Source organism: Erwinia aeris, from assembly GCF_041224955.1.
Classification (GTDB): Bacteria; Pseudomonadota; Gammaproteobacteria; order Enterobacterales; family Enterobacteriaceae; genus Erwinia; species Erwinia aeris.
The window spans coordinates 294,282-318,902 of the sequence record NZ_JBGFFX010000001.1; the positions used below are offsets into that span (position 1 = coordinate 294,282).

The window sequence follows — 24,621 nt, forward strand, 5'->3', positions numbered from 1 at the left end:
ATTATCCTCTTGCTGCCAGCGCGACCACGCGCTCATAGGCCTGGCCGCTGCGGATCGCTTTCAGCGCCTTTTGCGCATTTTCCCGTAAGTCTTCCTGGCCGAAAATCTTCAGCAGCAGCGCGACGTTAACGGCCACGGCCTCTTCGTGCGCCTGCTCGCCTTTACCCTGGAGCAATCGCGTCAGAATGTCACGGTTTTCTTCCGGCGAGCCGCCCGCCAGCGCCTCCTGGGGATGATAGCTCAGGCCAAAATCTTCTGGCGTCAGCTGATAGCTGGTGATTTCGCCGTCACGCAGCTCCGCCACCTGCGTCGCGCTGTGCAGCGCCACTTCGTCCATGCCGCCGCCGTGCACCACCGCCGCGCGCTGATAGCCCAGCACTTTCAGCGTCTGGGCAATCGGCAGCACCAGCTCCGGGCTGTAAACGCCGATCACCGCCAGCGGCGGCCGCGCCGGGTTGATTAGCGGGCCAAGCACGTTGAACAGCGTGCGGGTCTTCAGCTGCTGGCGCACCGGCATCGCGTGGCGGAACCCGGTATGGTACTGCGGCGCAAACAGGAAGCAGACGTTAAGATCGTCCAGCGCCTGGCGCGCCTGTTCGGCTGGCATAGCCAGATTGATGCCGAATGCTGCCAGCAGATCGGAAGATCCGGATTTGCTGGAGACGCTGCGGTTGCCATGTTTTGCCACCTTCAGCCCGCAGGCCGCCGCCACAAAGGCGCTGGCGGTAGAAATATTGATGCTGTTGCTGCCGTCGCCGCCGGTGCCAACGATATCGGCAAAGGCGTACTCCGGGCGCGGAAAGGGTTTGGCGTCCGCCAGCAGCGCCGTGGCGGCCCCGGCGATCTCTTCAGGCCGTTCGCCGCGGATCTTCATGGCGATCAGCGCGCCGGCCAGCTGGGTTGGCTCCAGCTGTCCGGTGACAATGGCGGAGAACAGCTGGTGGCTCTCTTCACGGGTCAGGGTCTGCGCCTGGTACAGTTTTTCCAGTATTGCGTTCATCATGCTCTCCTTATTTCGCCAGCGCCCAGGCCAGGGTCTGCTCCAGCAGGCGTGCGCCCTGGCTGGTCAGAATCGATTCCGGGTGAAACTGGAAACCGCAGACGCGGTCGGCGTCGTGACGCACCGCCATCACCATGCCGTTAAAAGTCGCGTTAATTGTTAGCTCAATCGGTACGTTGCTGCCGACCAGCGAGTGGTAGCGTGCCACGGGCAGCGGATTGCTCAGCCCGGCGAACATGGCCGACTCGTCATGGGCGATGGCTGAGGCTTTACCGTGCAGGATCTCGCCCGCCTGGCCGACGTGGCCGCCGTAGGCTTCCACAATTGCCTGATGGCCCAGGCAGATCCCGATAATCGGCAGCTGTCCGCGCAGGCGCCGCAGCAGTTCCGGCATACAGCCCGCATCGGACGGCGCGCCAGGGCCTGGCGACAGCAGCAGCACCGGATTGTCCATCTCCTGCAAACGGGCGATCAGCGTGTCGGCAGGCACGTTATTGCGGTAGATCACTACGTTATGACCGAAAGCGCGCACCTGGTCGACGAGGTTCCAGGTAAAAGAGTCGATATTGTCGAGCAGCAGAATATCAGCCATCAGAAAATCTCCTTGCAATGATGGGCAGTGGCGATGGCGCGCAGCACCGCGCGGGCTTTATTGCGGCTCTCATCGGCTTCCGCCTGCGGGTTGGAATCCAGCACCACGCCCGCGCCGGCCTGAACGGTAGCGACGCCGTCCTCGACGTAGGCTGAGCGGATCACGATGCAGGTATCCAGATCGCCGCTGGCGGTAAAGTAGCCGACCGCGCCGCCGTAGCTGCCGCGCCGGGTGCCTTCCGCCTCGGCGATCAGGCGCATGGCGCGAACTTTCGGCGCGCCGCTCAGCGTGCCCATATTCATACAGGCGCGGTAGGCATGCAGCACATCCAGATCCTCACGCAGTTTGCCTACCACGCGGGAAACCAGGTGCATCACAAAAGAGTAGCGGTCGACCTTGGTTAAATCGGCCACGTAGCGGCTGCCCGGCTCGCAGATGCGCGCCAGATCGTTACGCGCCAGGTCGACCAGCATCAGGTGCTCGGCCAGTTCTTTATGGTCGGTACGCATTTCCAGCTCGATACGGCTGTCGAGATCGCGATCCAGCGAGCCGTCGGCATGACGACCGCGCGGGCGGGTTCCGGCAATCGGATAAATTTCGATCTGGCGGCTGTCGGCCGAATACTTCAGCGAGCTTTCCGGCGAGGCGCCGAACAGGCTGAAATCCTGATCCTGCATAAAAAACATATAGGGGCTGGGGTTGCTGTTCTTCAGCGTGTCGTAGGCGGCCAGCGGCGACGGGCAGGGCAGCGAGAAACGGCGCGACGGCACCACCTGGAAGATTTCGCCGCTGCGGATGGCTTCCTGCATCTTGCGCACCACGGCGCAATACTCTTCGTCGTTCTGGCTGACGGCAAGCGACATTGTCTCCAGCGGCTGCACCGGAATAGCGGACGCGGGCTGCAGCATCTGGCCGTGCAGCTGTTCGATACGGCGCTGCAGGCGTAAAAATTCGCCGGGCGCTGCCGTAAACAGGCTGGCCTGTAAGCGTGCGCTCTGGCTCTGATGGTCGATCACCAGTAACGTTTCGGCCAGATAAAAGCAGTAATCGGGACAGCGCTGGTCGTTGTCCAGCCCGGGCAGATCTTCAAATCCTGCCACCAGGTCGTAAGCGAACAGGCCGCCAAGCAGCATCGCCTCGCGCTCGTCCGCCGGGCTTTTCAGCAAATGCGGGATCAGGCGCAGCGCGTCGAACACCGACAGCGTCTTCAGACGGGAATCCTCATCCTGCACCGCATTATCCTGCGGAAAACGCAGCTCGCGGCCGTCGGGACGTACGGTATTGATAACCGACTCCGGCAGCGCGGCATCCAGCAGCGGCAGCAGCGCGCGGCCATTCTCCGACAGCGCCTGGACGGTAACGGTATCGTCCAGCGCCTTAATGCGCAGCGCGCTGTCGATAATCAGCAGGCTTTTCAGGTTGCGTTTGCTGTCAATGTCCGCCGACTCCAGCAGCAGCGTAGCGGGACGCGCGCCGCAGAGCTGGTGGAAGAGCGCGGCCGGATCCTCACGGTAGGGCGCGGCGCCGGTAATCAACTTCACTGTAGTTTGCGTTTGCATAAGGTCAGTTCTCAAATTTGGCTAAAAAAAAGGCCCGCTTGCGGCGGGCCTGGGTAGCGTTACAGCGACAGCTGCGTGCACGACTTCTCCGCCCGTTCAGGAAGAAGTACGCCACCAGCCGTTCGTTGTCATTGTGTTTTTCATTTTTCGCTACCTTGTGTGTGAACTTGCGTACTAGTTAACTGGTTCGTGGCGGAAATGTCAATACTCTTTTTCTCTTGCCCGCAATTGCGGGTATCATGCAGCGACCTTTTTAGCGCTTTCCGGAGTCGTTTTGTCTGCAACCCCGCTTAATCCCTGGCCCATCTACGATTTACACAGCCACACCCGCGCCTCTGACGGCCTGTTAACGCCTGAAGAACTGGTGCTCAGAGCCGTGGAGCAACGCGTCGGTGTCCTTGCTATCACCGATCACGATTCGGTTGACGGCGTGCAGCCCGCCCGCGAAGCCATCGCCAGACACCAGCTGCCGCTGCGGCTGATAGCGGGCGTCGAAGTTTCTTCGCTATGGGAAAATCACGAAATTCATATTGTCGGACTGGGCGTGGAAGAAGAGCATCCCGTGCTGAAGCAGTTTCTGCAGGCACAGAGCGATCGTCGAATGGTTCGCGCGCAGCTGATAGCTGAACGGCTGGAGAAAGCGCGCATTCCCGGTGCGCTGGAAGGCGCGCTGGCGCTGGCCGACGGCGGCGCGATCACCCGAGGCCATTTTGCCCGCTTCTTAATTGCGCAGGGCAAGGCCGATAATATGGCGCAGGTCTTTAAAAATTACCTGGCGCGCGGCAAAACCGGCTACGTGCCGCCACAGTGGTGTACAATTAAACAAGCCATTGATGCTATTCATCATTCTGGCGGGCGTGCCGTGTTGGCTCATCCGGGCCGCTACGGCCTTTCCGCAAAATGGTTGAAGCGTTTAATCGCCCACTTTAAAGAAGAAGGGGGGGATGCAATGGAGGTCGCACAGTGCCAGCAGGCGCCCAACGAGCGCACGCAGCTGGCGCGTTACGCGCAGGACTACCAGCTGGCCGCGTCGCAGGGATCTGATTTCCATCAGCCCTGTCCGTGGATAGAGCTGGGAAAAAAATTATGGCTTCCGGCCGGTGTGGAAGCCGTCTGGCTGCGCTTTCCTGAAATTTGATCCTGTTCGCCCGTCGCGCGACAGGCATGAGGTCGATTATGAGTCAGTTCTTTTATATACACCCGGAAAACCCCCAGCCCCGGCTGATCAAACAGGCCGTAGAGCTGCTGCATAAAGGGTCGGTCATCGTTTATCCTACGGACTCGGGCTATGCGCTGGGCTGCAGGCTGGAAGATAAAAACGCGATGGAGCGCATCTGTCGCATCAGGCAGCTGGACAGCGACCATAACTTTACGCTGGTCTGCCGCGATCTTTCAGAGCTGTCTACCTATGCGTACGTGGACAATACCGCGTTTCGCCTGATTAAAAATAATACGCCAGGCAACTACACGTTTATTTTGAAGGCGACCAAAGAGGTGCCGCGCCGTCTGATGAGCGATAAGCGTAAGACGATTGGTCTGCGTGTGCCTTCCAATCCGGTGGCGCTGGCGCTGCTGGAGGCGCTGAACGAACCCTTGATGTCCACTTCGCTGATGCTGCCGGGCAACGATTTTACCGAATCCGATCCGGAAGCGATTCAGGAGACGATCGGCAAGCAGGTTGATTTAATTATTCACGGCGGCTATCTGGGGCAGCAACCTACTACGGTTATCGATTTAACCGAAAGTACGCCGCAGGTTGTGCGCGAAGGCGCAGGCGACATTAAACCTTTTCTCTGAATAATATCAGGCTCGTCAAAAAGGCGAGCCTTAATAAATAAACATAGATAATTACTTTTCAGATATTAATACGCGAGCATATTATTCTCACGACGTTGTTTTTTGCAGCCAGTCTTTAAAATCCGCATAAGGAATATAAAGTGACACATCTTTCAACGGTGCGCTACCGGCCTTATGCCTTTTAATCTGATTGGTGAAACCAACTATCACGCCGCCGATTGTATCATCGCCGTTATAGACCGCGCCGCCCGACATGCCTTTCACCACGCCCGCATTGGAAGCCATCGCTACGCAGGGACGCTTGTTCCATTCGTTGCGAATACCGGTCCGCGCCAGGTTAACGCCGGAAGATTCCACCGGCATGGCGGTAATAAAGCTGTAGCCGTACATTTTCACCGGCGCGCCAATTTCACCTTCGCGAAATTTCGGCAGGGTTTTCATGTCGTTTTTATGATAGATAATCGCCAGGTCGCAGTAAGGATGATAAGCCTTAACGCGCTGTACGGAGAGTTTAGCCACGTGAGCGGCAGTCAGGCTGTACTCGGGCGTAATCGGAATGCTGGTACCCAGCGAGCCGACGCCCAGCACGGTAGGAATGCCGGTAAAGTTCATATCGACACGTTTCAGTGCTTCTCTGCTGTACTCATATTTACCTACAGAGCAGCCGGTCAGCGTCAGCAAAGCCAACGCCGCGAGGGGCATTATTCTTTTCATAATAGTTACACTTTGTCGGACACGTCAGTAAATCCCTGGTGAAGATTGACGACGTGCAAGGCCGATGCCGATTGAAATCGGCGTTATACAGGGAGTCGTGCTCCCCTCTGTTTTTTAACTGACGTTTACTGCAAAAATAATTTACGACTTAACTAAAATTTTTATTGTGACTGTTTAACAGTTCACTGTGCAGGCTCTTTTTGGCCTGAGTGAATTCTACACAAACTAATTAGTGGATCAAATAAATAAACAGCCGAAAATAATTAAAACCGCAATTACGATGAATTAACTCAATCTAAAATGGCGATAAGCTATTTGTTTGGAGAGGGCTTTAGCATTTGTGTGGGTCATTTGTGTTAAGTCAGTTTGAATCACTGGCGTGGCGTAAAAGAGTGGTTTTAACATCGGAGAAACATTTTGCTTAATGGATTCACCCTCTGCTGAGGTGGCTATTTGGGTTTAATTAAGGTGAAATTCAGGCGCGGCGCAGTATCGGCAGAAAATACATTAACTTTAATTTAACTTAAAATAAGTGAATATATATCAACAAGGCGATAACATTTGCCTTAAATAACGCGGCGCGGCCCGGCGTTAAATTGGCTTAGGGCGGCCGCTTTGGTAAGCGCCGGGAATGAGTGACCGTCCGTCGATAGCGGGCGACGCCGCCGCTTTTCAGGATGGCGCATCTTTTCCCTGGCAAACGGCCCGGTAGCGTTATCAATAGCCGATAACTTAGTGTAGAATGCGCTTCCCCTGAAAATGGGGCGGGCGTCGCGTGCATTCAGCCGCAAAAAGCCCCGCCTCCTGAGTAACGGCCCATTCATTTTATGACGCCTGGGAAGGCGACAAAGAGGCAGCGCCATGAGCGAAAAATTACAGAAAGTCTTAGCGCGCGCCGGGCATGGTTCCCGCCGCGAAATTGAAACCATGATTTCTGCCGGACGCGTTAGCGTGGACGGCAAAATGGCCACGCTGGGCGACCGCGTAGAGCCGAGTAAAGCATTAAAAATCCGTATCGACGGCCATCTGGTTTCGGTAGCGGAATCCACTAATGAAGTTTGCCGCGTGCTGGCCTATTACAAACCGGAAGGCGAACTCTGCACCCGTAACGATCCCGAAGGCCGTCCTACCGTATTCGACCGTTTACCCAAGCTGCGTGGCGCACGCTGGATCGCCGTAGGGCGTCTGGACGTTAACACCTGCGGCCTGCTGCTGTTCACAACGGATGGCGAGCTGGCTAACCGTTTGATGCACCCAAGCCGGGAAGTGGAAAGGGAATACGCCGTACGCGTGTTTGGGCAGGTCGATGACGATAAGCTGAAGCAGCTGAGCCGTGGCGTACAGCTGGAAGATGGCCCGGCGTCGTTTAAAACGCTGAAGTTTACCGGCGGCGAAGGCATCAACCAGTGGTATAGCGTTACGCTGACCGAAGGCCGCAACCGCGAAGTGCGTCGCCTGTGGGAATCGGTAGGCGTGCAGGTCAGCCGTCTGATCCGTACCCGCTACGGCGACATCACGCTGCCGAAAGGGCTGCCGCGCGGCGGCTGGACGGAGCTGGATCTGCCGCCGACCAACTATCTGCGCGAGCTGGTTGGGCTGCCGCCGGAAACCACCAGCAAAGTGGCGTTGGAAAAAGATCGTCGCCGTACCAAGGCCAATCAGATCCGTCGCGCCGTCAAGCGCCACACTCAGGTCAGCGGCAACCGCCGTACGACCAGCAAGCGTTAACAGAAAAGGGCGAAGCGATTCGCCCTTTTTTTTGGCCTGTTACCAGTCGATACCCTGCTGCGCCTGGATCCCCGCATCAAAAGCGTGTTTAACCGGACGCATTTCGGTTACGGTATCCGCCAGCGCCAGCAAATCGCGATGACAGCCCCGGCCGGTAATGATAACGCTCTGCTGAGGCGGACGGGCGCGCAGCGCCGCCATGACCTCTTCCAGCGGCAGATAGTCAAAGCTCACCATATAGGTCAGCTCATCCATCACCACCAGATCCAGCGACGCATCCTGCAACATCCGTTTGCCGTGCTGCCAGACTTCAAGGCAGGCGGCGGTATCAGTTTCGCGGTTCTGCGTATCCCAGGTGAAGCCGGTGGCCATCACCTGAAACTCCACGCCGTGCGGCTCCAGCAAATTGCGTTCGCCGTTTGGCCATTCGCCCTTGATAAACTGAATGACGCCCACGCGCTTTTGATGGCCCACCGCACGGGCGGCAGTGCCGAAAGCGGCCGTGGTCTTGCCTTTGCCGTTACCGGTAAACACCATCAGAATGCCGCGCGTTTCGGTCGCGGCGGCAATGCGCGCGTCAACTTTTTCCTTCAGCTTTTGTTGACGCTGCTGGTGGCGATCGTCGGCCATTATTCCGCTGCTCCCGGTTTGCGTCCTGGCTGCGCATCGAAGCTGACGCCGCTTTCCGTGCAGTCATCGCCCATCACGTAAAGGTAAGTGGGCATAATATCCGCCGGGGTTTTCAGCTTGCCTGCGTTCTCCTGCGGGAAGGCGCTGGCGCGCATTTTGGTGCGTGTGCCGCCGGGGTTAATGCAGTTGACGCGCAGCTGGCCGCGATACTCTTCAGCCAGCACCTGCATCATGCCTTCGGTGGCGAATTTAGAGACGGAGTAGGCGCCCCAGCCCGCGCGTCCCTGGCGGCCCACGCTGGAAGAGGTAAACACCAGCGAGCCGGCCTGTGACTTCAGCAGCAGCGGCAGCAGCGCCTGAGTCAGGAAGAAAGTGGCGTCAACGTTTACGCGCATCACCTGCTGCCAGACGGCGGGATCCTGCTCGGTCATGGGCACCACGTCGCCCAGCAGGCCCGCGTTATGCAGCACGCCGTCCAGCCTGGAGACATGACGGGAAATTTCATCGGCCAGCTGACGGCACGCTTCGGGCGTGGCGCTGTCCAAATCCAGCGTAAAGAAAAGCGGCGAAGGCTTGCCGACAGCGGCGATTTCATCCGCCACGCTTTGCAGCTTCTGCGCGTTGCGTCCCAGCAAAATAACCTGCGCGCCGTAGCGAGCGTAGGTGACAGCAGCCTCGCGGCCAATGCCGTCGCTGGCGCCGGTGACAAGAATAATACGATCGTTGAGCAATTGACTGGCGGGTTGATAATTCATTGATGCGCCTCTGGTGATGCTTAGTGCGGAAGGGAAACAGGGTAACGCCGCTAATCCATTGACCGCAACAGTAAACCGCCCGAATGCCTGGTCTCTGCGCAGCGCTATCTTTGCGTACTCAACGGATCCGGGCGACGACGGGCAGCGACTCGGCTACACTAGCTGCTGATCTAATTGGATGTTAAATAAGGCGGAATGCGTGGAACTACTCTCTTACTACGGACTTTTTCTGGCCAAGACGGTCACGGTGGTCGTGGCGATCGCGGCCATTGCTATTTTGATTACGCATCTGGCCATGCGTAAACGCGCTCAGGGCGGCCAGCTGCGCCTGACGCGGCTGAATGAGGCGTATCAGGAGATAAAGGATGAAATGCGCCTGGCGAGCATGAAGCCGCATGACAAAAAACGCTGGTATAAAGAGCAGAAAAAAAAGGACAAGCTGGAGGCGAAAACCGCTAAAGCCGAGGCGAAACAAGGTATTAAGCCAGCCGAAAGCAAACCCACGCTGTACGTGATGGATTTTAAAGGCAGCATGGACGCGCACGAGGTCGCCTCGCTGCGTGAAGAGATCTCGGCGGTTATGGCCGTCGCCAGACCGCAGGATGAAGTGCTGCTGCGTCTGGAAAGTCCGGGTGGCGTGGTGCACGGCTACGGGCTGGCCTCTTCCCAGCTTCAGCGGCTGCGCGATAAGAACATCCGTTTGACCGTGGCGGTGGATAAGGTAGCGGCGAGCGGCGGCTATATGATGGCCTGCGTGGCCGATCGCATCGTGGCTGCACCGTTTTCTATCATTGGCTCGATCGGCGTGGTTGCCCAGATCCCTAACTTCAACCGCCTGCTGAAGCGCAATGAAATTGACGTAGAGCTGCATACGGCCGGAGAGTACAAGCGCACGCTGACGCTGTTTGGCGAAAACACCGAGCAGGGCCGCGAAAAATTCCGCGAGGATCTCAACGAGACGCATCAGCTGTTTAAAGAGTTTGTGCATCAGATGCGTCCGACGCTGGACATCGACAGCGTGGCGACGGGCGAACACTGGTTCGGCACCCAGGCGCTGGAAAAAGGCCTGGTTGACGCTATCGGCACCAGCGACGATCTGATTATCGACCAGATGCAGGCGCGGGAAGTGGTTGCGGTGCACTACGTGAAGCGCAAAAAAATGATGGATCGCTTTACGCAAAGCGCCAGCGTCAGCGTCGAACGCCTGCTGCTGCGCCTGTGGCAGCGTGGCGAGAAGCCGCTGCTGTAGTCCTGTTAGCGCCTGCCTGGCGGGCGCTATTCCTGCAAGTGATAAAGCGGCGACAGCTCCGTGGCCAGAAACTTAAAAACGTTAAACACCACCGTGCTTTTACTGCCGGGCAAGCCTTGCTCGTCCAGAAAATAGTCGCCGCAAAAAACCAGCACGTCGCCTTTCTGCTCCACGTCGGTGGCGCTCAGTCCGGGAAAAAAATCCTTGTGCTCCGCGATGAGCTCGTTCGCCTTTTGCAGGAGTGCGGATTTATCAATAGCCTGGGTATGCTTCACAGAATTCTCTCCTTTATAGAGACGGCAGATGAGCAGTATATTACGCCGCGCTGCCGCAAAAACTCAATGCCGATGGGCGCTTGCCTGCCCACACGCTTTTTTATGACTTTCTGGCGTAAATCCGTTGTGGATGCTAATTAAGTTGCGTAACAGATTTTATCAGGTAGAGTGTGGGCGTTTCGGGTTCCGGGCGTAAAACTGGCTTTACGCTTTGTTAGTGATGCGCTTAACAGTTTGTAAAAGGTGTCGTTAATCAGTGAGTTGGCTTCCTGAGCGGGAAGCGTTAACAGGGAAAGTGCCGGATTCTGCCGTCGGCCATGAAGGTTTTAACGCGCTGGATTGCCCGCAGGCTTTCGGCACAATTTACTCTCGGATGTTTTAATCAGGTAAAGGTAAATATGGGCAAAGCTCTCGTAATAGTTGAGTCCCCGGCAAAAGCCAAAACAATCAATAAATATCTCGGAAACGACTACGTGGTGAAATCCAGCGTCGGTCATATCCGCGATTTGCCGACCAGTGGATCAACAGTTAAAAAGAGCGCTGACTCTACAACCAGTAAGACCACCAAAAAGGTGAAAAAGGACGAGAAGGCCGCGCTGGTCAGCCGGATGGGCGTCGATCCTTATCACGGCTGGGAAGCGAACTATCAGATCCTTCCCGGCAAGGAGAAAGTGGTCTCCGAGCTGAAAGCGCTGGCGCAAAATGCCGACCACATCTATCTCGCAACCGACCTTGATCGCGAAGGGGAAGCCATTGCCTGGCACCTGCGGGAAGTGATCGGCGGTGATGATTCGCGCTTCAGCCGCGTGGTGTTTAACGAAATCACCAAAAATGCTATTCGTCAGGCTTTCGACAAGCCGGGCGAACTGAATATCAATCGGGTTAACGCTCAGCAGGCGCGCCGCTTTATGGACCGCGTGGTGGGCTATATGGTTTCGCCGCTGCTGTGGAAGAAAATCGCTCGCGGACTGTCCGCCGGGCGCGTGCAGTCGGTCGCCGTGCGGCTGGTGGTGGAGCGCGAGCGCGAAATCAAAGCGTTCGTGCCGGAAGAGTATTGGGAACTGCATGCCGATCTGAATACGCCGGAAGGCACGCTGCTGCCGATGGAAGTGACTCATCAGCACGACAAGCCTTTCCGTCCGGTTAACGGCGAGCAGACCCAGGCCGCCGTCAGCCTGCTGGAAAAAGCGCGCTATCAGGTTACCGACCGTGAAGATAAGCCGACCAGCAGCAAGCCCGGCGCGCCGTTTATTACCTCAACGCTGCAACAGGCGGCCAGTACCCGTCTGGGCTACGGCGTGAAAAAAACCATGATGATGGCACAGCGCCTCTATGAAGCGGGCCACATTACCTATATGCGTACCGACTCGACCAATCTGAGTCAGGATGCGGTCAGCATGGTGCGCGGCTATATTGAAAACGAATTTGGCGAAAAATATTTGCCGAAGGCCGCCAATGCCTATGCCAGCAAAGATAACTCGCAGGAAGCGCACGAAGCGATCCGTCCTTCGGACGTCGCCGTCCTGGCCGAGCAGCTGAAGGATATGGAAGCCGACGCGCAGAAGCTGTATCAGCTAATCTGGCGTCAGTTCGTTGCCTGTCAGATGATGCCGGCGCAGTATGACTCCACGACGCTGACCGTCAGCGCCGGCGAGTTTAAACTCAAGGCGAAAGGGCGCACGCTGCGCTTTGACGGCTGGACCCGCGTGATGCCTGCGCTGCGCAAGGGCGATGAAGATCGCACGCTGCCGCCGGTTGAAGTGGGTAAAGAGCTGGCGCTGCAGCAGCTGAAGCCAAGCCAGCACTTTACCAAACCGCCGGCACGCTTCAGCGAAGCCTCGCTGGTGCGCGAGCTGGAAAAACGCGGCATCGGTCGTCCTTCTACCTACGCCTCGATTATCTCGACCATTCAGGATCGCGGCTACGTGCGCGTGGAAAGCCGTCGCTTCTATGCGGAAAAGATGGGCGAAATCGTTACCGACCGGCTGGAAGAAAACTTCCGCGAGCTGATGAACTACGACTTCACCGCGCATATGGAAAACAGTCTGGATCAGGTTGCCAACAACGAAGCGCAGTGGAAAGGCGTGCTGGATAAATTTTTCGCCGACTTCAGCCAGCAGCTGGAAAAGGCGGATAAAGATCCGGAAGAGGGCGGCATGCAGCCGAACCAGATGGTGCTGACCACCATCGATTGCCCAACCTGCGGGCGTAAGATGGGTATCCGTACCGCCAGCACCGGCGTGTTCCTCGGTTGCTCGGGCTATGCGCTGCCGCCGAAAGAGCGCTGCAAACAAACCATCAATCTGATCCCAGAGAATGAAGTACTGAATATTCTCGAAGGCGAAGATGCGGAAACCAACGCGCTGCGCGCGCGCCGTCGCTGCGGCAAATGCGGCACGGCGATGGACAGCTATCTGATCGACAACCAGCGCAAACTGCACGTGTGCGGCAACAACCCAAGCTGCGACGGTTACGAAATCGAGCAGGGCGAATTCCGTATCAAAGGCTATGACGGGCCGATCGTAGAGTGCGAAAAGTGTGGCTCGGAGATGCACCTGAAAATGGGGCGTTTCGGCAAGTATATGGCCTGCACCAACGACGACTGTAAAAATACCCGTAAGATCCTGCGTAACGGCGACGTTGCGCCGCCGAAAGAAGATCCGGTTCCGCTGCCGGAGCTGCAGTGCGAAAAATCGGATGCTTACTTTGTACTGCGCGACGGCGCGGCAGGCGTTTTCCTGGCGGCTAACACCTTCCCTAAATCCAGGGAAACGCGCGCGCCGCTGGTGGAAGAGCTGCAACGCTTCCGCGATCGCCTGCCGGAAAAGCTGCGCTATCTGGCCGACGCGCCGGTTGCCGATGATGAAGGCAACAAGACGGTAGTGCGCTTCAGCCGCAAAACGAAGCAGCAGTACGTCAGTACGGAAAAAGAAGGTAAGGCTACAGGCTGGACGGCGTTCTACGTCGACGGCAAATGGGCCATCACCGAAAAAGCGGCGAAAGCCAGTAAGAAATAACCTGTCGGGCCGGCGTTTCAGCTGGCCCGTTTTTCTCCTGCGGCTTCAGCCCTGCTATACATTCCACCCATCTTTGATATGATTGTTATAGATATACCTTTCCTTATTATAAAATCGCATTAGGCCGATACGTTGTGCTCTGTCAGCACAGCCCGTCGGCGCGCGGCGCCAAACTGGACGGATCAAACATGAAATTGCAGCAGCTGCGTTACATCGTTGAAGTGGTCAATCACAATCTGAACGTCTCTTCAACGGCTGAGGGGCTTTATACATCGCAACCCGGGATCAGTAAGCAAGTACGTATGCTGGAAGACGAGTTGGGTATCCAGATCTTTGCCCGCAGCGGCAAGCATCTGACGCAGGTCACGCCCGCAGGCCAGGAAATTATCCGTATCGCCCGCGAAGTGCTGTCAAAAGTCGAAGCCATCAAATCAGTCGCCGGGGAACATACCTGGCCGGATAAAGGCTCGCTGTATGTTGCTACAACGCACACGCAGGCCCGCTACGCGCTGCCCAACGTGATTAAAGGCTTTATCGAACGCTATCCTCGCGTTTCGCTGCATATGCATCAGGGCTCGCCTACGCAAATTGCAGAAGCGGTGTCTAAAGGCAACGCGGATTTTGCTATCGCTACCGAAGCGCTGCATCTTTATGACGATCTGGTTATGCTGCCTTGCTACCACTGGAATCGCGCCATCGTGGTGACGCCGGATCATCCGCTGGCAGGCAAAGAAAAAGTCTCTATCGAAGAGCTGGCCGAGTATCCGCTGGTTACCTATACCTTCGGCTTTACCGGACGTTCAGAGCTGGATACGGCGTTTAATCGGGCTGGCCTGACGCCGCGTATCGTTTTCACCGCGACGGATGCGGACGTGATTAAAACCTACGTACGTTTAGGGTTGGGCGTGGGCGTCATCGCCAGCATGGCGGTCGATCCGGTCTCGGATCCGGATCTGGTCAGAATAGAAGCTACGGACGTCTTCAGCTTCAGCACCACCAAAATCGGCTTCCGCCGCAGCACCTTTTTGCGCAGTTACATGTATGATTTTATTCAGCGTTTCGCGCCGCACTTGACCCGTGACGTCGTCGATACGGCCGTGGGGCTGCGCTCGAACGAAGATATTGAAGCAATGTTTAAAGATATTAAATTACCCGCCAAATAATTTTCCGTCCCTGCATCCCTATTCAGAGCCGCGACGCGGCTCTGCGATAATCATTGGTCCTGCCTGTTACTGCAATTGATAAAATCTTTTTATTCTTTTTACGTAAATGCCGCCCCCATCACATGTTTTTCCAAAGTTATTCATTAAATGAGAAACAGTACACATTTTTCAGCGGGCATCTTTGCGCACCTCCAGGATGATTCTCATACTCTGGTTATCAAGGCGCGACAGGGCGCGAACGGCAAGGAGGTTTCAATAAATGCTGATTTATCAATGGTGCGAAAAAACAGCTATTGTCAGTAAATTTGGCTTAAAGGGTAATTTGTTAACGCGAGTTTGGTTAAGTACGATCAATAGATTTCATAAACTTTAATGAATACTATTAATCGTTCGGCGTAATAAAAATAGCTGGATTTCACGCCATAAAATGTTTAGGATTCCTCCTAATTTCTGATTGCTCAAAACAATCGTTTCAATGAGAGTGATTATCAAAAACTATGGCTAGCAGAATTTCTGTAGAAACCGACTTCGGTCACAAAGCTCTGAAGGTTCAGCGTAACAGCAATCTGAGACGTAAGGCCTGGTTAGCGGTATTCGCCGCATCGGCGCTGTTTTGGGGAGCTGTTGCAGTCGTGATTTGGCAGATATGGGGGTAGCGATGCACCTGCAGTATTCGGATCAAAAACCACAGCAAGCTGTTAAGTTGAAAAAAGTAGAGTGTAAAAGCAAAGCGAGAGAGAGCATCATCCCGGAAAGCTGGGGGCTGAGCGAAGTGCAACGTAACTTTATTGATTTTATGACGGATAAAACGAATAAAGCTTAAGCCTTACGCTTATATTCACTCTTTGTTTTAACCATGACAAATATAAATATTAACATTATTTAACGGGCCAGCTATTTCTGGTCAGGGCACGCTGTCGGCCCAACGATGGGAAACCACAATGGCAACCCATTGATAAACGGTAAAACCTGCTCGCAAAGGCGTGAGGTTTTGAAGTAATACGTTTGGTCTTATAAGACCTGAGTGAGGGCAAAAATGAATTTAACTCAAATGACATGGTTCAGTGCCTGGACGTTTTCAGCCTTATTCTGGGCTAGCCTGCTCTGGCTGAGCATGGTCATGCATTAATAAAGCATATTTAAACAGATATTAACGACGCCTCGCTGAGCAATCAGCGGGGCGTTTTTCTTTTATGCTTCATTGATGTTATCAAAACGTTACGCCAACTTTGTACTATCTTTAAATCAAACCCTGCTTTTATTCAGGTTATGCGAAGATAAACGAAGGAGGAGTAATGTCGTCTACCCTACGTGAAATAACAAAAGACGCGCTGGAAGTTAAAGGTCAACGTTATCACTATTACAGCCTGGCTAAAGCCGCCGGGCAGCTTGGCGATCTCTCCCGTATGCCCAAATCCCTGAAAGTGCTGCTGGAAAACTTGCTGCGCTGGCAGGATGAAGATTCCGTTACCGATGAGGACATCCGCGCGCTGGCAGGCTGGCTGGCTCAGGCGCATGCCGACCGCGAGATCGCCTATCGGCCCGCCCGCGTGCTGATGCAGGACTTTACCGGCGTGCCCGCGGTGGTCGATCTGGCCGCTATGCGCGAAGCGGTGAAAAGACTGGGCGGGGACGTGGCTAAAGTCAATCCGCTTTCGCCAGTCGATCTGGTTATCGACCACTCGGTTACCGTTGACCGTTTCGGCGACGACGACGCCTTTGAAGAAAACGTGCGTCTGGAGATGGAGCGTAACCATGAGCGCTACGTCTTTTTGCGCTGGGGGCAGAAAGCCTTTAACCGTTTTAGCGTGGTGCCGCCGGGCACCGGGATTTGCCACCAGGTCAACCTGGAATATCTCGGACAGGCGGTATGGCATGAAATGCAGGACGGTGAGGAAGTTGCCTATCCCGACACGCTTGTTGGCACGGACTCGCACACTACCATGATTAACGCGCTGGGCGTCTTGGGCTGGGGCGTGGGCGGTATCGAGGCGGAAGCCGCTATGCTGGGGCAGCCGGTGTCAATGCTTATCCCTGACGTGGTTGGCTTCAAGCTTAACGGTAAACTCAATCCTGGCATTACCGCCACGGATTTAGTGCTGACCGTGACCCAGATGCTGCGTAAACACGGCGTGGTAGGGAAATTCGTTGAATTCTATGGTGATGGCCTGGCTGACCTGCCGCTGGCGGATCGCGCTACCATCGCCAATATGGCGCCGGAATATGGCGCAACCTGCGGCTTTTTCCCCCTGGACGACGTCACGCTGGGCTATATGAAACTTACCGGCCGCAGCAGCGAACAGGTGGCGCTGGTGGAAGCCTACGCCAAAGCGCAGGGGCTGTGGCGTAATCCCGGCGATGAGCCGGTATTTACCAGTTCACTGGCGCTGGATATGGCTACCGTTGAAGCGAGCGTGGCCGGGCCGAAACGGCCGCAGGATCGCGTTTCGCTGGGCGAAGTGCCGCAGGCTTTCCAGGCCAGTAACGAGCTGGAAGTCAATCGGGCGCAGAAACAGCACCAGTCGGTCAGCTATCGCGACAGCGCCACGGGCAAGGAGCATCAGCTGGAAGATGGCGCAGTAGTGATTTCAGCCATTACTTCCTGCACCAATACCTCCAATGCCAGTATCCTGATGGCGGCGGGCCTGCTGGCGAAAAACGCGGTAATGCTTGGCCTGGACCGCAAGCCGTGGGTAAAAGCGTCGCTGGCGCCGGGATCCAAAGTGGTTTCCGACTATCTGGCGGCGGCGCGACTGACGCCTTATCTGGACAAGCTGGGCTTTAACCTTGTTGGCTACGGCTGTACTACCTGTATCGGTAACTCCGGCCCGCTGCCTGACGCTATCGAGAGCGCGATTAAAAAAGGCGACCTGACGGTTGGCGCGGTGCTTTCCGGCAACCGCAACTTTGAAGGCCGAATCCATCCTTATGTCAAAACCAACTGGCTTGCTTCGCCGCCGTTGGTGGTGGCCTATGCGCTGGCCGGCAATATGAATGTTAATCTGGAAACGGATCCGCTTGGTACTGACAAGACCGGCAAGCCGGTATATCTGAAAGATATCTGGCCGTCACCAGAAGCGATTGCGGAAGCGGTACAGCTGGTTTCCACCGATATGTTCCATAAAGAGTACGCGGAAGTGTTTGAAGGCACGCCGGACTGGCAGGCCATCAGCGTTAGCGAAGCGGCCACCTACGACTGGGACGAAGGCTCTACCTATATTCGCCTTTCACCGTTCTTTGATGATATGGAAAAAGAGCCGAAGCCGGTTGTTGATATCAAGGGCGCCAGGATCCTCGCGATGCTGGGCGACTCGGTCACTACCGACCATATTTCGCCTGCCGGCAGTATCAAAGCGGAAAGCCCGGCCGGGCGCTATCTGCTTGCTCATGGCGTCGAGCGGGGCGATTTTAACTCTTACGGCTCGCGACGCGGCAACCATGAAGTGATGATGCGCGGTACCTTTGCCAACATTCGCATCCGCAACGAAATGGTGCCGGGCGTGGAAGGCGGCATGACGCGTTTCGTGCCCGGCGACGAGCAGCTGGCGATCTACGATGCGGCGATGAAATATCAGCAGCAGGGGACGCCGCTGGCGGTGATCGCCGGGAAAGAATATGGCTCCGGCTCCAGCCGCGACTGGGCGGCTAAAGGCCCGCGCCTGCTGGGGGTGCGCGTGGTCATCGCCGAATCTTTTGAGCGTATCCACCGTTCAAATCTGATTGGGATGGGCATACTGCCGCTGGAGTTCCCGGAAGGCGTAACGCGTAAAACGCTGGGGCTGACCGGTGACGAGCAGATCGACGTGGAAAACCTGAGCCAACTGAAGCCCGGCGGCACGGTGAAAGTCACGCTGACCCGTGCGGACGGCAGTCAGGAAACGCTGCAAACGCGCTGCCGTATCGATACCGGCAATGAGCTGACCTACTACCGCAACGACGGCATCCTGCACTACGTTATACGTAACATGCTGGTCGAGAGCTAAAACAAAAATGCCCCTTTTCAGGGGCCTTCAGACTGCTGACGAACCTAAATAGCCGAGGCATACTGGCGTTTTACAGCAACTCAGCTGTTTCTCGGCGGCAGAGGCAGAGCGGATAAGCGGACCGTTTTCGCGCATGGACGCGCGAAACGAGCCTCCATGGACGGATTCACGGCGTGTCCGTGTTCCGATCTGCCTCTGCTGCTTTTCACCGGCCTGAAAGCGACTTGATGGCGGAGAATGAGTTTGTCAACGACCTCAAATGCCCCTTTTCAGGGGCATTTTTTTGCGCGAAAGGGGGAAAGCGCCGCGCGGAAAAACAAAACGGGACGCTGTCGGCCCCGTATCCGTTACTCTTTTGGCAAGAGATGACCCATCTTCTCGGCTTTGGTATCAAGGTAGTGCGCGTTTTCAGGATTGCGCCCGACAATCAGCGGCACGCGCTCGATGATATTAATCCCCGCCTCGCTAAGGATCTCGACCTTACGCGGATTGTTGGTCAGCAAACGCACTTCATTAACGCCCAGCAGCTTAAACATGTCCGCGCAAAGGGTAAAATCGCGCTCGTCGGCCGCAAAGCCAAGCTGGTGGTTAGCCTCAACGGTATCGTAGCCTTTATCCTGCAGGGCATAGGCGCGGATTTTATTCAGCAGACCGATATTGCGGCCTTCCTGACGGTGATAAAGCAGAACGCCGCGGCCTTCTTCCGCGATATGGTTCAGCGCCGCCTCCAGCTGGAAACCGCAGTCGCAGCGCAGGCTGAACAGAGCATCGCCCGTCAGGCACTCGGAATGCACGCGCGCCAGCACCGCCTCGCTGTTCGTTATATCGCCATAAACCAGCGCCACATGGTCGTGACCGGTTGCCAGTTCTTCAAAACCAACCATGAGGAAATCTCCCCACGGCGTGGGCAGTTTGGCTTCTGCTACCCGTTTAAGCTGCATGTGACTCTCCAGATACATCAGGGGCTGCGCTAACCTTTGCGCCGACCATTCATAATAGCTATTTTGCCACAATCGGGCGTCGGGCGGTTAACCTCTTCGAGCGATTGTTTTAATACCGCACAATTATCGCCATCTCAATCAATATGTTATTATTTTTTATCACGTTGTCATCAGAAATAAATCAATGCCTTACTGAATCGCCGGGGAAAGCCATGTTTGAGATCGCCAAACGCACCACGCTGGGTGCTCTGTTGCTGTTGATTATGCCGTTCGGCGTGCTGCTGTCCGGCTGGCGCTGGCAGCCGGTGGAAACAGGGTGGGGCCATCAGCTGCTGTTCTGGCTGACCGAAACCGTGACCAGTCCATGGGGAACCTTAACCAGCGTGATCCTCTGCGCGTGGTTCCTGTGGTGCCTGCGCTATCGCCTTAAGTCGGCAATTATTCTGTTGCTGATCGTGGTGTCGGCAATCCTGCTCGGGCAGTACACCAAAACGTTTATTAAAGATCAGGTACGCGAGCCGCGCCCTTATGTGCTGTGGCTGGAGCAAAACCACGGGCTTGATGAAAAATACTTTTACGAGCAGACCCGCAAGCAGCGCAGCGTAATGGTGCGGGAAGCGATTGCGGAAGATCCTCGCCTGCCTGACTGGCTGAAGGCGCACTGGGAATTTGAAACCGGCTATGCTTTCCCTTCTGGTCATACCATGTTTGCAGCCAGCTGGGCGCTGCTGGCGGTAGGGCTGTTATGGCCTCGCCGCCGTATCGTCACGCTGTGCGTGCTGGTGGCCTGGGCGATTGGCGTGATGGCAAGCCGTCTGGTGCTGGGAATGCACTGGCCGCGCGACCTGATCACCTCAACGCTTATCAGCTGGGTGCTGGTTACGCTGGCGACCTGGCTGGTGCAGCGCTACAGCGGGCCGCTCACTGTTCCGCCGGCGGAAGAGCAGGAAATAAGCGAACGCGACGAGGCGTGATTGTGTTCGCGCCGTTTGCCCCCATAACCTGAGGATTGGGCAGGCATTTCATGCGCCCTGCGCGCATCAGGCAAGCAACAGGGCTAATTTTTTGGCATAATTCATCTGGTTATCACCAGACTATGGGACGGACTGTGAAATACTTGCTGATTTTTTTACTGGTTTTAGTGATTTTCATTATCTCTATTACGCTTGGCGCGCATAACGATCAGGTGGTTACCTTTAACTATCTGCTGGCGCAGGGCGAATATCGCGTTTCGACGCTGCTGGCTACGCTGTTCGCTGCGGGTTTTTTAATCGGCTGGGCGATTTGCGGTCTGTTCTGGCTCCGTCTGCGCGTGGCGCTGGCTAATTCCCAGCGTAAACTGAAACGTCTCCAGCAGAAGCTGGGGCAGGCAGAAGAAGCGGCGGCTCAGCCAGCCGTGCCTGCCGTTAAGGAATAATCCCCTATGTTGGAACTGCTGTTTCTGTTGCTGCCTGTTGCCGCTGCCTATGGTTGGTATATGGGGCGCAGGAGCGCGCAGCAGGATAAGCAACAGGAAGCGAGCCGCCTGTCGCGCGATTACGTCGCCGGCGTCAATTTCCTGCTGTCCAATCAGCAGGATAAAGCGGTCGATCTCTTTCTGGATATGCTGAAGGAAGACAGCGGCACGGTAGAGGCGCATCTGACGTTGGGTAACCTGTTTCGCTCGCGAGGCGAGGTTGACCGGGCTATCCGCATTCATCAGGCCCTGATGGAAAGCGCTTCGCTGACCTACGATCAGCGCCTGCTGGCCGTGCAGCAGCTGGGCCGCGACTATATGGCCGCGGGTTTTTACGATCGGGCGGAAGAAATGTTCAGCCAGCTGACCGATGAGACGGACTTCCGCGTCGGCGCGCTGCAGCAGCTGCTGCTTATTCATCAGGCGACCAGCGACTGGCCAAAAGCCATCGAGGTGGCCGAACGGCTGGTAAAGCTGGGCAAAGAAAAGCAGCGTATGGAAATTGCGCATTTCTACTGCGAGCTGGCGCTCCAGGCGATGGGCAGCGACGATCTGGATCGCGCTATGGGCCTGCTGAAAAAAGGCGAATCTGCCGACAGGCAGAGCGCCCGCGTCTCGATCATGATGGGGCGTATCCACATGGCGAAAGGCGACTATGCAAAAGCGGTTGGGTTTTTACAGCGCGTGATAGAACAGGATAAAGAGCTGGTCAGTGAAACGCTGGCGATGCTGGAAACCTGCTATCAACAGCTGCAACAGCCCAACGCCTGGGCCGAGTATCTGAAGCGCTGCGTTGAGGAAAATACCGGCGCGGCGGCCGAGCTTTACCTCTCTGACGTCATTGAAAAAGACGAGGGCGGCGAAGTGGCGCAGATCTATATTAATCGCCAGCTGCAGCGCCATCCTACCATGCGCGTTTTCCATCGTCTGATGGATTACCACCTGCATGAAGCGGAAGACGGTAGGGCAAAAGAGAGCCTGATGGTGCTGCGGGATATGGTCGGCGAACAGATCCGCACCAAGCCGCGCTACCGCTGCCACAAGTGCGGCTTTACCGCCCATGCGCTTTACTGGCACTGTCCTTCCTGTCGCGCCTGGTCCTCGGTTAAACCTATCCGCGGCCTGGACGGGCAATAAACCGGCCAGCGGCTCCTGTTGTGGAGCGCTGGCTTTTTTAACAGGTGAAAAATAGTTACAACATACTAATGAGTAAACTTCATATCAGGGTTTCAGCAGCAATGAGAGCCGCATGGTCTGGCAGGCGAAAAGGGAAAACTTGCCGCTAAACTGTGAATTTAACGACGTCGCAGGTAGAATGCTTGCCGTTTATCTCCTGCACCCTGCGGTGCGCTATTTCAGAGGGTTTCAACATGCAATCATCTCACGGCTCCCGGATCCTGGTGGCGCTGGACTACGCTAATCATACCAGCGCCATGGCCTTTGTTGACCGTATCGATCCGCGCAGCTGCCGCCTGAAAATCGGCAAAGAGATGTTTACGCTGTTTGGCCCCCAGCTGGTGCGGGATCTACAGCAGCGCGACTTTGAGGTGTTTCTGGACCTGAAATTCCATGACATCCCCAATACTACCGCACATGCCGTTGCGGCGGCGGCCGATTTGGGCGTCTGGATGGTTAACGTCCACGCCAGCGGCGGCGCGCGAATGATGACGGCCGCTCGTGAGGCGCTAAAGCCCTTTGGTAAAGACGCGCCGTTGCTGATCGCCGTGACCGTACTGACCAGTATGGAAGCGGAGGATCTGCGCGGGATTGGCATCGAGCTTTCGCCAGCGGAGCATGCTGAAAGGCTGGCGCGGCTCACGCAGCAGTGCGGCCTGGACGGGGTGGTATGCTCAGCGCAGGAAGCGGCGCGCTTCAAACAGACGCTGGGCAGCGACTTTAAATTGGTCACGCCGGGCATTCGTCCTGCGGGCAGCGAGGCGGGCGATCAGCGGCGCATTATGACTCCGCAGCAGGCGCTACAGGCCGGGGTGGATTATATGGTGATTGGTCGTCCCGTCACCCAGGCCGCTGACCCGGCAGCCGCGTTGAATAACATCATCGCATCACTTCAGGAGGCATAATGGCCGATAACAACAGCCGTCTGGTCTATTCCACCGAAACCGGACGCATCGATGAACCCAAAGCGGCGGTACAGCGGCCAAAAGGTGACGGCATCGTGCGCATACAGCGGCAAACCAGCGGCCGTAAAGGCAAGGGCGTATGCCTGGTCACGGGCGTCGATCTGCCGGATGCCGGGCTGGAAAAGCTGGCGGCCGAGCTGAAGAAAAAATGCGGCTGCGGCGGATCGGTTAAAGAGGGCGTGATTGAAATTCAAGGCGACAAGCGCGATCTGCTGAAAACGCTGCTGGAAGCTAAAGGACTGAAAGTGAAGCTGGCGGGCGGCTGAAGCAAAAAGGCCGCGTTTTGTCGCGGCCTTGTGCTTTCTTTGCTTAACGGTCAGCCGTTAACGGCTGATCTGATGACCGATGATCCCGCCCACAGCGGCACCGCCGACGGTGCCCAGACCGCTGCCGTTAGAAAGAATAGACCCGCCGATAGCACCCGCGCCCGCGCCGATAGCGGTATTGCGATCGCGTTTCGACCAGTTTGAGCATCCGCTTAAGGAAAGCACCAGAGTGGCGGCCAGCAGGCCAGCGGTAATACGTTTAATTGTTACTGACATAGTCACTTCTCCATCATTGCTGCTGCAGGAATAACGCTATAAGTATAGAGGTTTACCTTGCCTTTTGGCCCGGATACGCCCGTTTCTTAGCGATTTATCTCACGTAAATAAAACATTGCCATCATATATCACGTCGTTCTTACCGTACTCGTGAAGCAACACTTACACATTTGTTAAGTTTCAGACTTATTTCTGTAAAGGTATTGCTGGCACGTATTCTAAGCATAGACGATCGTCTTCACAGGTAAAAAATCTTAATTTCCCACGCTTTTTACCGTCACCCAGCTAATTTCTGCCACGCATCCAGCGATTGCCTCCATACCCTGATGGCTGGCCAGCGGGGACAATGTAGAAAAAAGTGGGAGAAACCAAATGCTGGAAGAACTGAAACAACAGGTGTTGGAAGCCAATCTGGCGCTGCCTCGCCACGGTCTGGTGGTGTTCACCTGGGGTAACGTAAGCGCGGTCGATCGTGAGCAGGGCCTGATAGTGATTAAACCTTCCGGGGTCAGCTATGAGGCGATGAAACGCGAAGATATGGTCGTGGTCGATCTGCACAGCGGCGAGGTGCGGGAAGGCAATATGCGGCCTTCTTCCGATACCGACACGCACCGCGCGCTCTATCTGGCCTGGCCTGAGGTAGGCAGCATTGTCCATACGCATTCCCGCCATGCCACCATTTGGGCGCAGGCGGGCAGAGAGATCCCCGCCTGGGGCACCACCCACGCCGATGATTTTTACGGCGCCATTCCCTGTAGTCGCCAGATGACGCCGGAAGAAATCGGCTCCCGCTATGAGTGGGAAACGGGGCAGGTGATTATCGAAACTTTCCGTGAAAAAGATCTGGATCCGCTGGCTGTGCCGGCCGTTCTGGTCAATTCCCACGGCCCGTTTTGCTGGGGAAAAACGCCGGAAAAAGCCGTGCATTCGGCGGTCGTGCTGGAAGAAGTCGCCTATATGGGCATTTACAGCCAGCTGTTAACGCCGTCGCTGCCCGCCATTCAGCAGCCGCTGCTGGACTGCCATTATTTACGCAAGCACGGCAGCAATGCCTGGTATGGTCAGATAAAATAATTTAA

22 protein-coding genes and 1 pseudogene are annotated in these 24,621 nt (G+C 56.1%); 15 read left to right on the forward strand and 8 right to left on the reverse strand.

Annotated elements, in window-relative coordinates:
* Position 1: 1 nt before the first annotated feature.
* Both trpD and AB6T85_RS01550 read right to left on the reverse strand, forming a co-directional pair.
* Positions 2 to 1,592 (reverse strand): annotated as a pseudogene (gene trpD, locus AB6T85_RS01545) (bifunctional anthranilate synthase glutamate amidotransferase component TrpG/anthranilate phosphoribosyltransferase TrpD).
* Positions 1,592 to 3,151 carry an anthranilate synthase component 1 gene (locus AB6T85_RS01550; protein WP_253453816.1) on the reverse strand — a complete coding sequence of 520 codons (1,560 nt, stop codon included), beginning with the start codon at positions 3,149 to 3,151 and terminating at the stop codon, positions 1,592 to 1,594. Before AB6T85_RS01550 ends, trpD begins: the two are co-directional and overlap by 1 nt.
* Before the next feature lie 274 nt (positions 3,152 to 3,425).
* On the opposite strand from AB6T85_RS01550, the gene rnm reads away from it, so the two are divergent.
* Both rnm and AB6T85_RS01560 read left to right on the forward strand, forming a co-directional pair.
* A complete protein-coding gene (gene rnm / locus AB6T85_RS01555; RefSeq protein WP_301251638.1) occupies positions 3,426 to 4,289 on the forward strand; it encodes an RNase RNM in 864 nt (287 codons plus the stop codon).
* Between the two features lie 38 nt (positions 4,290 to 4,327).
* Positions 4,328 to 4,948, forward strand: a complete 621-nt coding sequence (locus AB6T85_RS01560) for an L-threonylcarbamoyladenylate synthase (protein ID WP_369894660.1) — start codon at positions 4,328 to 4,330, stop codon at positions 4,946 to 4,948.
* An 87-nt stretch (positions 4,949 to 5,035) separates the two neighbouring features.
* Here the strand turns inward: AB6T85_RS01560 and AB6T85_RS01565 are convergent, their stop codons facing one another.
* The gene (locus AB6T85_RS01565; RefSeq protein ID WP_369894661.1) at positions 5,036 to 5,662 is read right to left on the reverse strand and encodes a serine protease; all 627 of its coding nucleotides are present in this window, start codon (positions 5,660 to 5,662) and stop codon (positions 5,036 to 5,038) included.
* A gap of 861 nt (positions 5,663 to 6,523) precedes the next feature.
* Here AB6T85_RS01565 and rluB point away from each other — a divergent pair.
* Positions 6,524 to 7,390, forward strand: coding sequence for a 23S rRNA pseudouridine(2605) synthase RluB (rluB, locus tag AB6T85_RS01570; RefSeq protein ID WP_253453824.1), 867 nt, complete (start codon positions 6,524 to 6,526; stop codon positions 7,388 to 7,390).
* 39 nt (positions 7,391 to 7,429) lie between these two features.
* Here rluB and cobO read toward each other — a convergent pair whose 3' ends face one another.
* Positions 7,430 to 8,020: a cob(I)yrinic acid a,c-diamide adenosyltransferase gene (gene cobO / locus AB6T85_RS01575; protein WP_253453826.1), complete on the reverse strand. Its 591-nt coding sequence runs from the start codon at positions 8,018 to 8,020 to the stop codon at positions 7,430 to 7,432.
* Positions 8,020 to 8,775, reverse strand: a complete 756-nt coding sequence (locus tag AB6T85_RS01580; RefSeq protein WP_301251640.1) for a YciK family oxidoreductase — start codon at positions 8,773 to 8,775, stop codon at positions 8,020 to 8,022. Before AB6T85_RS01580 ends, cobO begins: the two co-directional genes overlap by 1 nt.
* A 199-nt stretch (positions 8,776 to 8,974) precedes the next feature.
* Here AB6T85_RS01580 and sohB point away from each other — a divergent pair, with 199 nt between their 5' ends.
* On the forward strand, positions 8,975 to 10,024 hold the full coding sequence (sohB, locus tag AB6T85_RS01585; RefSeq protein ID WP_125287716.1) for a protease SohB: 1,050 nt from the start codon (positions 8,975 to 8,977) through the stop codon (positions 10,022 to 10,024).
* 26 nt (positions 10,025 to 10,050) lie between these two features.
* Here sohB and AB6T85_RS01590 read toward each other — a convergent pair whose 3' ends face one another.
* Complete coding sequence (locus AB6T85_RS01590) at positions 10,051 to 10,299, reverse strand: DUF2498 family protein (RefSeq protein ID WP_253453830.1); 249 nt, start codon at positions 10,297 to 10,299, stop codon at positions 10,051 to 10,053.
* 398 nt (positions 10,300 to 10,697) lie between these two features.
* Between AB6T85_RS01590 and topA the strand changes: the two genes are divergently transcribed.
* The 5 genes from topA to acnA all read left to right on the forward strand — a co-directional run bounded on the left by topA (position 10,698) and on the right by acnA (position 18,462).
* Entirely contained in the window at positions 10,698 to 13,316 is a 2,619-nt protein-coding gene (gene topA, locus AB6T85_RS01595; RefSeq protein WP_369894662.1) for a type I DNA topoisomerase, read from the forward strand.
* Positions 13,317 to 13,504: 188 nt separating this feature from the next.
* Positions 13,505 to 14,479 carry an HTH-type transcriptional regulator CysB gene (gene cysB / locus AB6T85_RS01600; RefSeq protein ID WP_253453834.1) on the forward strand — a complete coding sequence of 325 codons (975 nt, stop codon included), beginning with the start codon at positions 13,505 to 13,507 and terminating at the stop codon, positions 14,477 to 14,479.
* Between the two features lie 497 nt (positions 14,480 to 14,976).
* Entirely contained in the window at positions 14,977 to 15,135 is a 159-nt protein-coding gene (locus tag AB6T85_RS01605) for a YmiA family putative membrane protein (RefSeq protein WP_125287712.1), read from the forward strand.
* A 2-nt stretch (positions 15,136 to 15,137) separates the two neighbouring features.
* A complete protein-coding gene (locus AB6T85_RS01610) occupies positions 15,138 to 15,302 on the forward strand; it encodes a YciX family protein (protein ID WP_253453836.1) in 165 nt (54 codons plus the stop codon).
* A 472-nt stretch (positions 15,303 to 15,774) separates the two neighbouring features.
* The gene (acnA, locus tag AB6T85_RS01615; protein WP_253453837.1) at positions 15,775 to 18,462 is read left to right on the forward strand and encodes an aconitate hydratase AcnA; all 2,688 of its coding nucleotides are present in this window, start codon (positions 15,775 to 15,777) and stop codon (positions 18,460 to 18,462) included.
* Positions 18,463 to 18,809: 347 nt separating this feature from the next.
* On the opposite strand, the gene ribA is transcribed toward acnA, so the two are convergent.
* The gene (ribA, locus tag AB6T85_RS01620) at positions 18,810 to 19,403 is read right to left on the reverse strand and encodes a GTP cyclohydrolase II (protein ID WP_125287710.1); all 594 of its coding nucleotides are present in this window, start codon (positions 19,401 to 19,403) and stop codon (positions 18,810 to 18,812) included.
* Positions 19,404 to 19,615: 212 nt separating this feature from the next.
* Between ribA and pgpB the strand changes: the two genes are divergently transcribed.
* The 5 genes from pgpB (at position 19,616) to yciH (ending at position 23,266) form a co-directional block, all read left to right on the forward strand.
* Entirely contained in the window at positions 19,616 to 20,377 is a 762-nt protein-coding gene (gene pgpB, locus AB6T85_RS01625) for a phosphatidylglycerophosphatase B (protein ID WP_253453839.1), read from the forward strand.
* A gap of 134 nt (positions 20,378 to 20,511) precedes the next feature.
* A complete protein-coding gene (locus AB6T85_RS01630) occupies positions 20,512 to 20,820 on the forward strand; it encodes a LapA family protein (RefSeq protein WP_253453841.1) in 309 nt (102 codons plus the stop codon).
* Between the two features lie 6 nt (positions 20,821 to 20,826).
* Complete coding sequence (gene lapB, locus AB6T85_RS01635) at positions 20,827 to 21,996, forward strand: lipopolysaccharide assembly protein LapB (RefSeq protein WP_253453843.1); 1,170 nt, start codon at positions 20,827 to 20,829, stop codon at positions 21,994 to 21,996.
* Positions 21,997 to 22,178: 182 nt separating this feature from the next.
* Positions 22,179 to 22,940, forward strand: coding sequence for an orotidine-5'-phosphate decarboxylase (pyrF, locus tag AB6T85_RS01640; RefSeq protein ID WP_369894663.1), 762 nt, complete (start codon positions 22,179 to 22,181; stop codon positions 22,938 to 22,940).
* Positions 22,940 to 23,266, forward strand: coding sequence for a stress response translation initiation inhibitor YciH (gene yciH / locus AB6T85_RS01645; RefSeq protein ID WP_301251646.1), 327 nt, complete (start codon positions 22,940 to 22,942; stop codon positions 23,264 to 23,266). The genes pyrF and yciH overlap by 1 nt, the downstream gene beginning before the upstream one ends.
* Before the next feature lie 57 nt (positions 23,267 to 23,323).
* Here the strand turns inward: yciH and osmB are convergent, their stop codons facing one another.
* Complete coding sequence (osmB, locus tag AB6T85_RS01650) at positions 23,324 to 23,542, reverse strand: osmotically-inducible lipoprotein OsmB (protein ID WP_125287704.1); 219 nt, start codon at positions 23,540 to 23,542, stop codon at positions 23,324 to 23,326.
* A gap of 372 nt (positions 23,543 to 23,914) precedes the next feature.
* On the opposite strand from osmB, the gene AB6T85_RS01655 reads away from it, so the two are divergent.
* Positions 23,915 to 24,616 (forward strand): L-ribulose-5-phosphate 4-epimerase, encoded by a 702-nt coding sequence (locus tag AB6T85_RS01655; RefSeq protein ID WP_253453849.1) that lies wholly within the window; start codon positions 23,915 to 23,917, stop codon positions 24,614 to 24,616.
* Positions 24,617 to 24,621 lie beyond the last annotated feature (5 nt).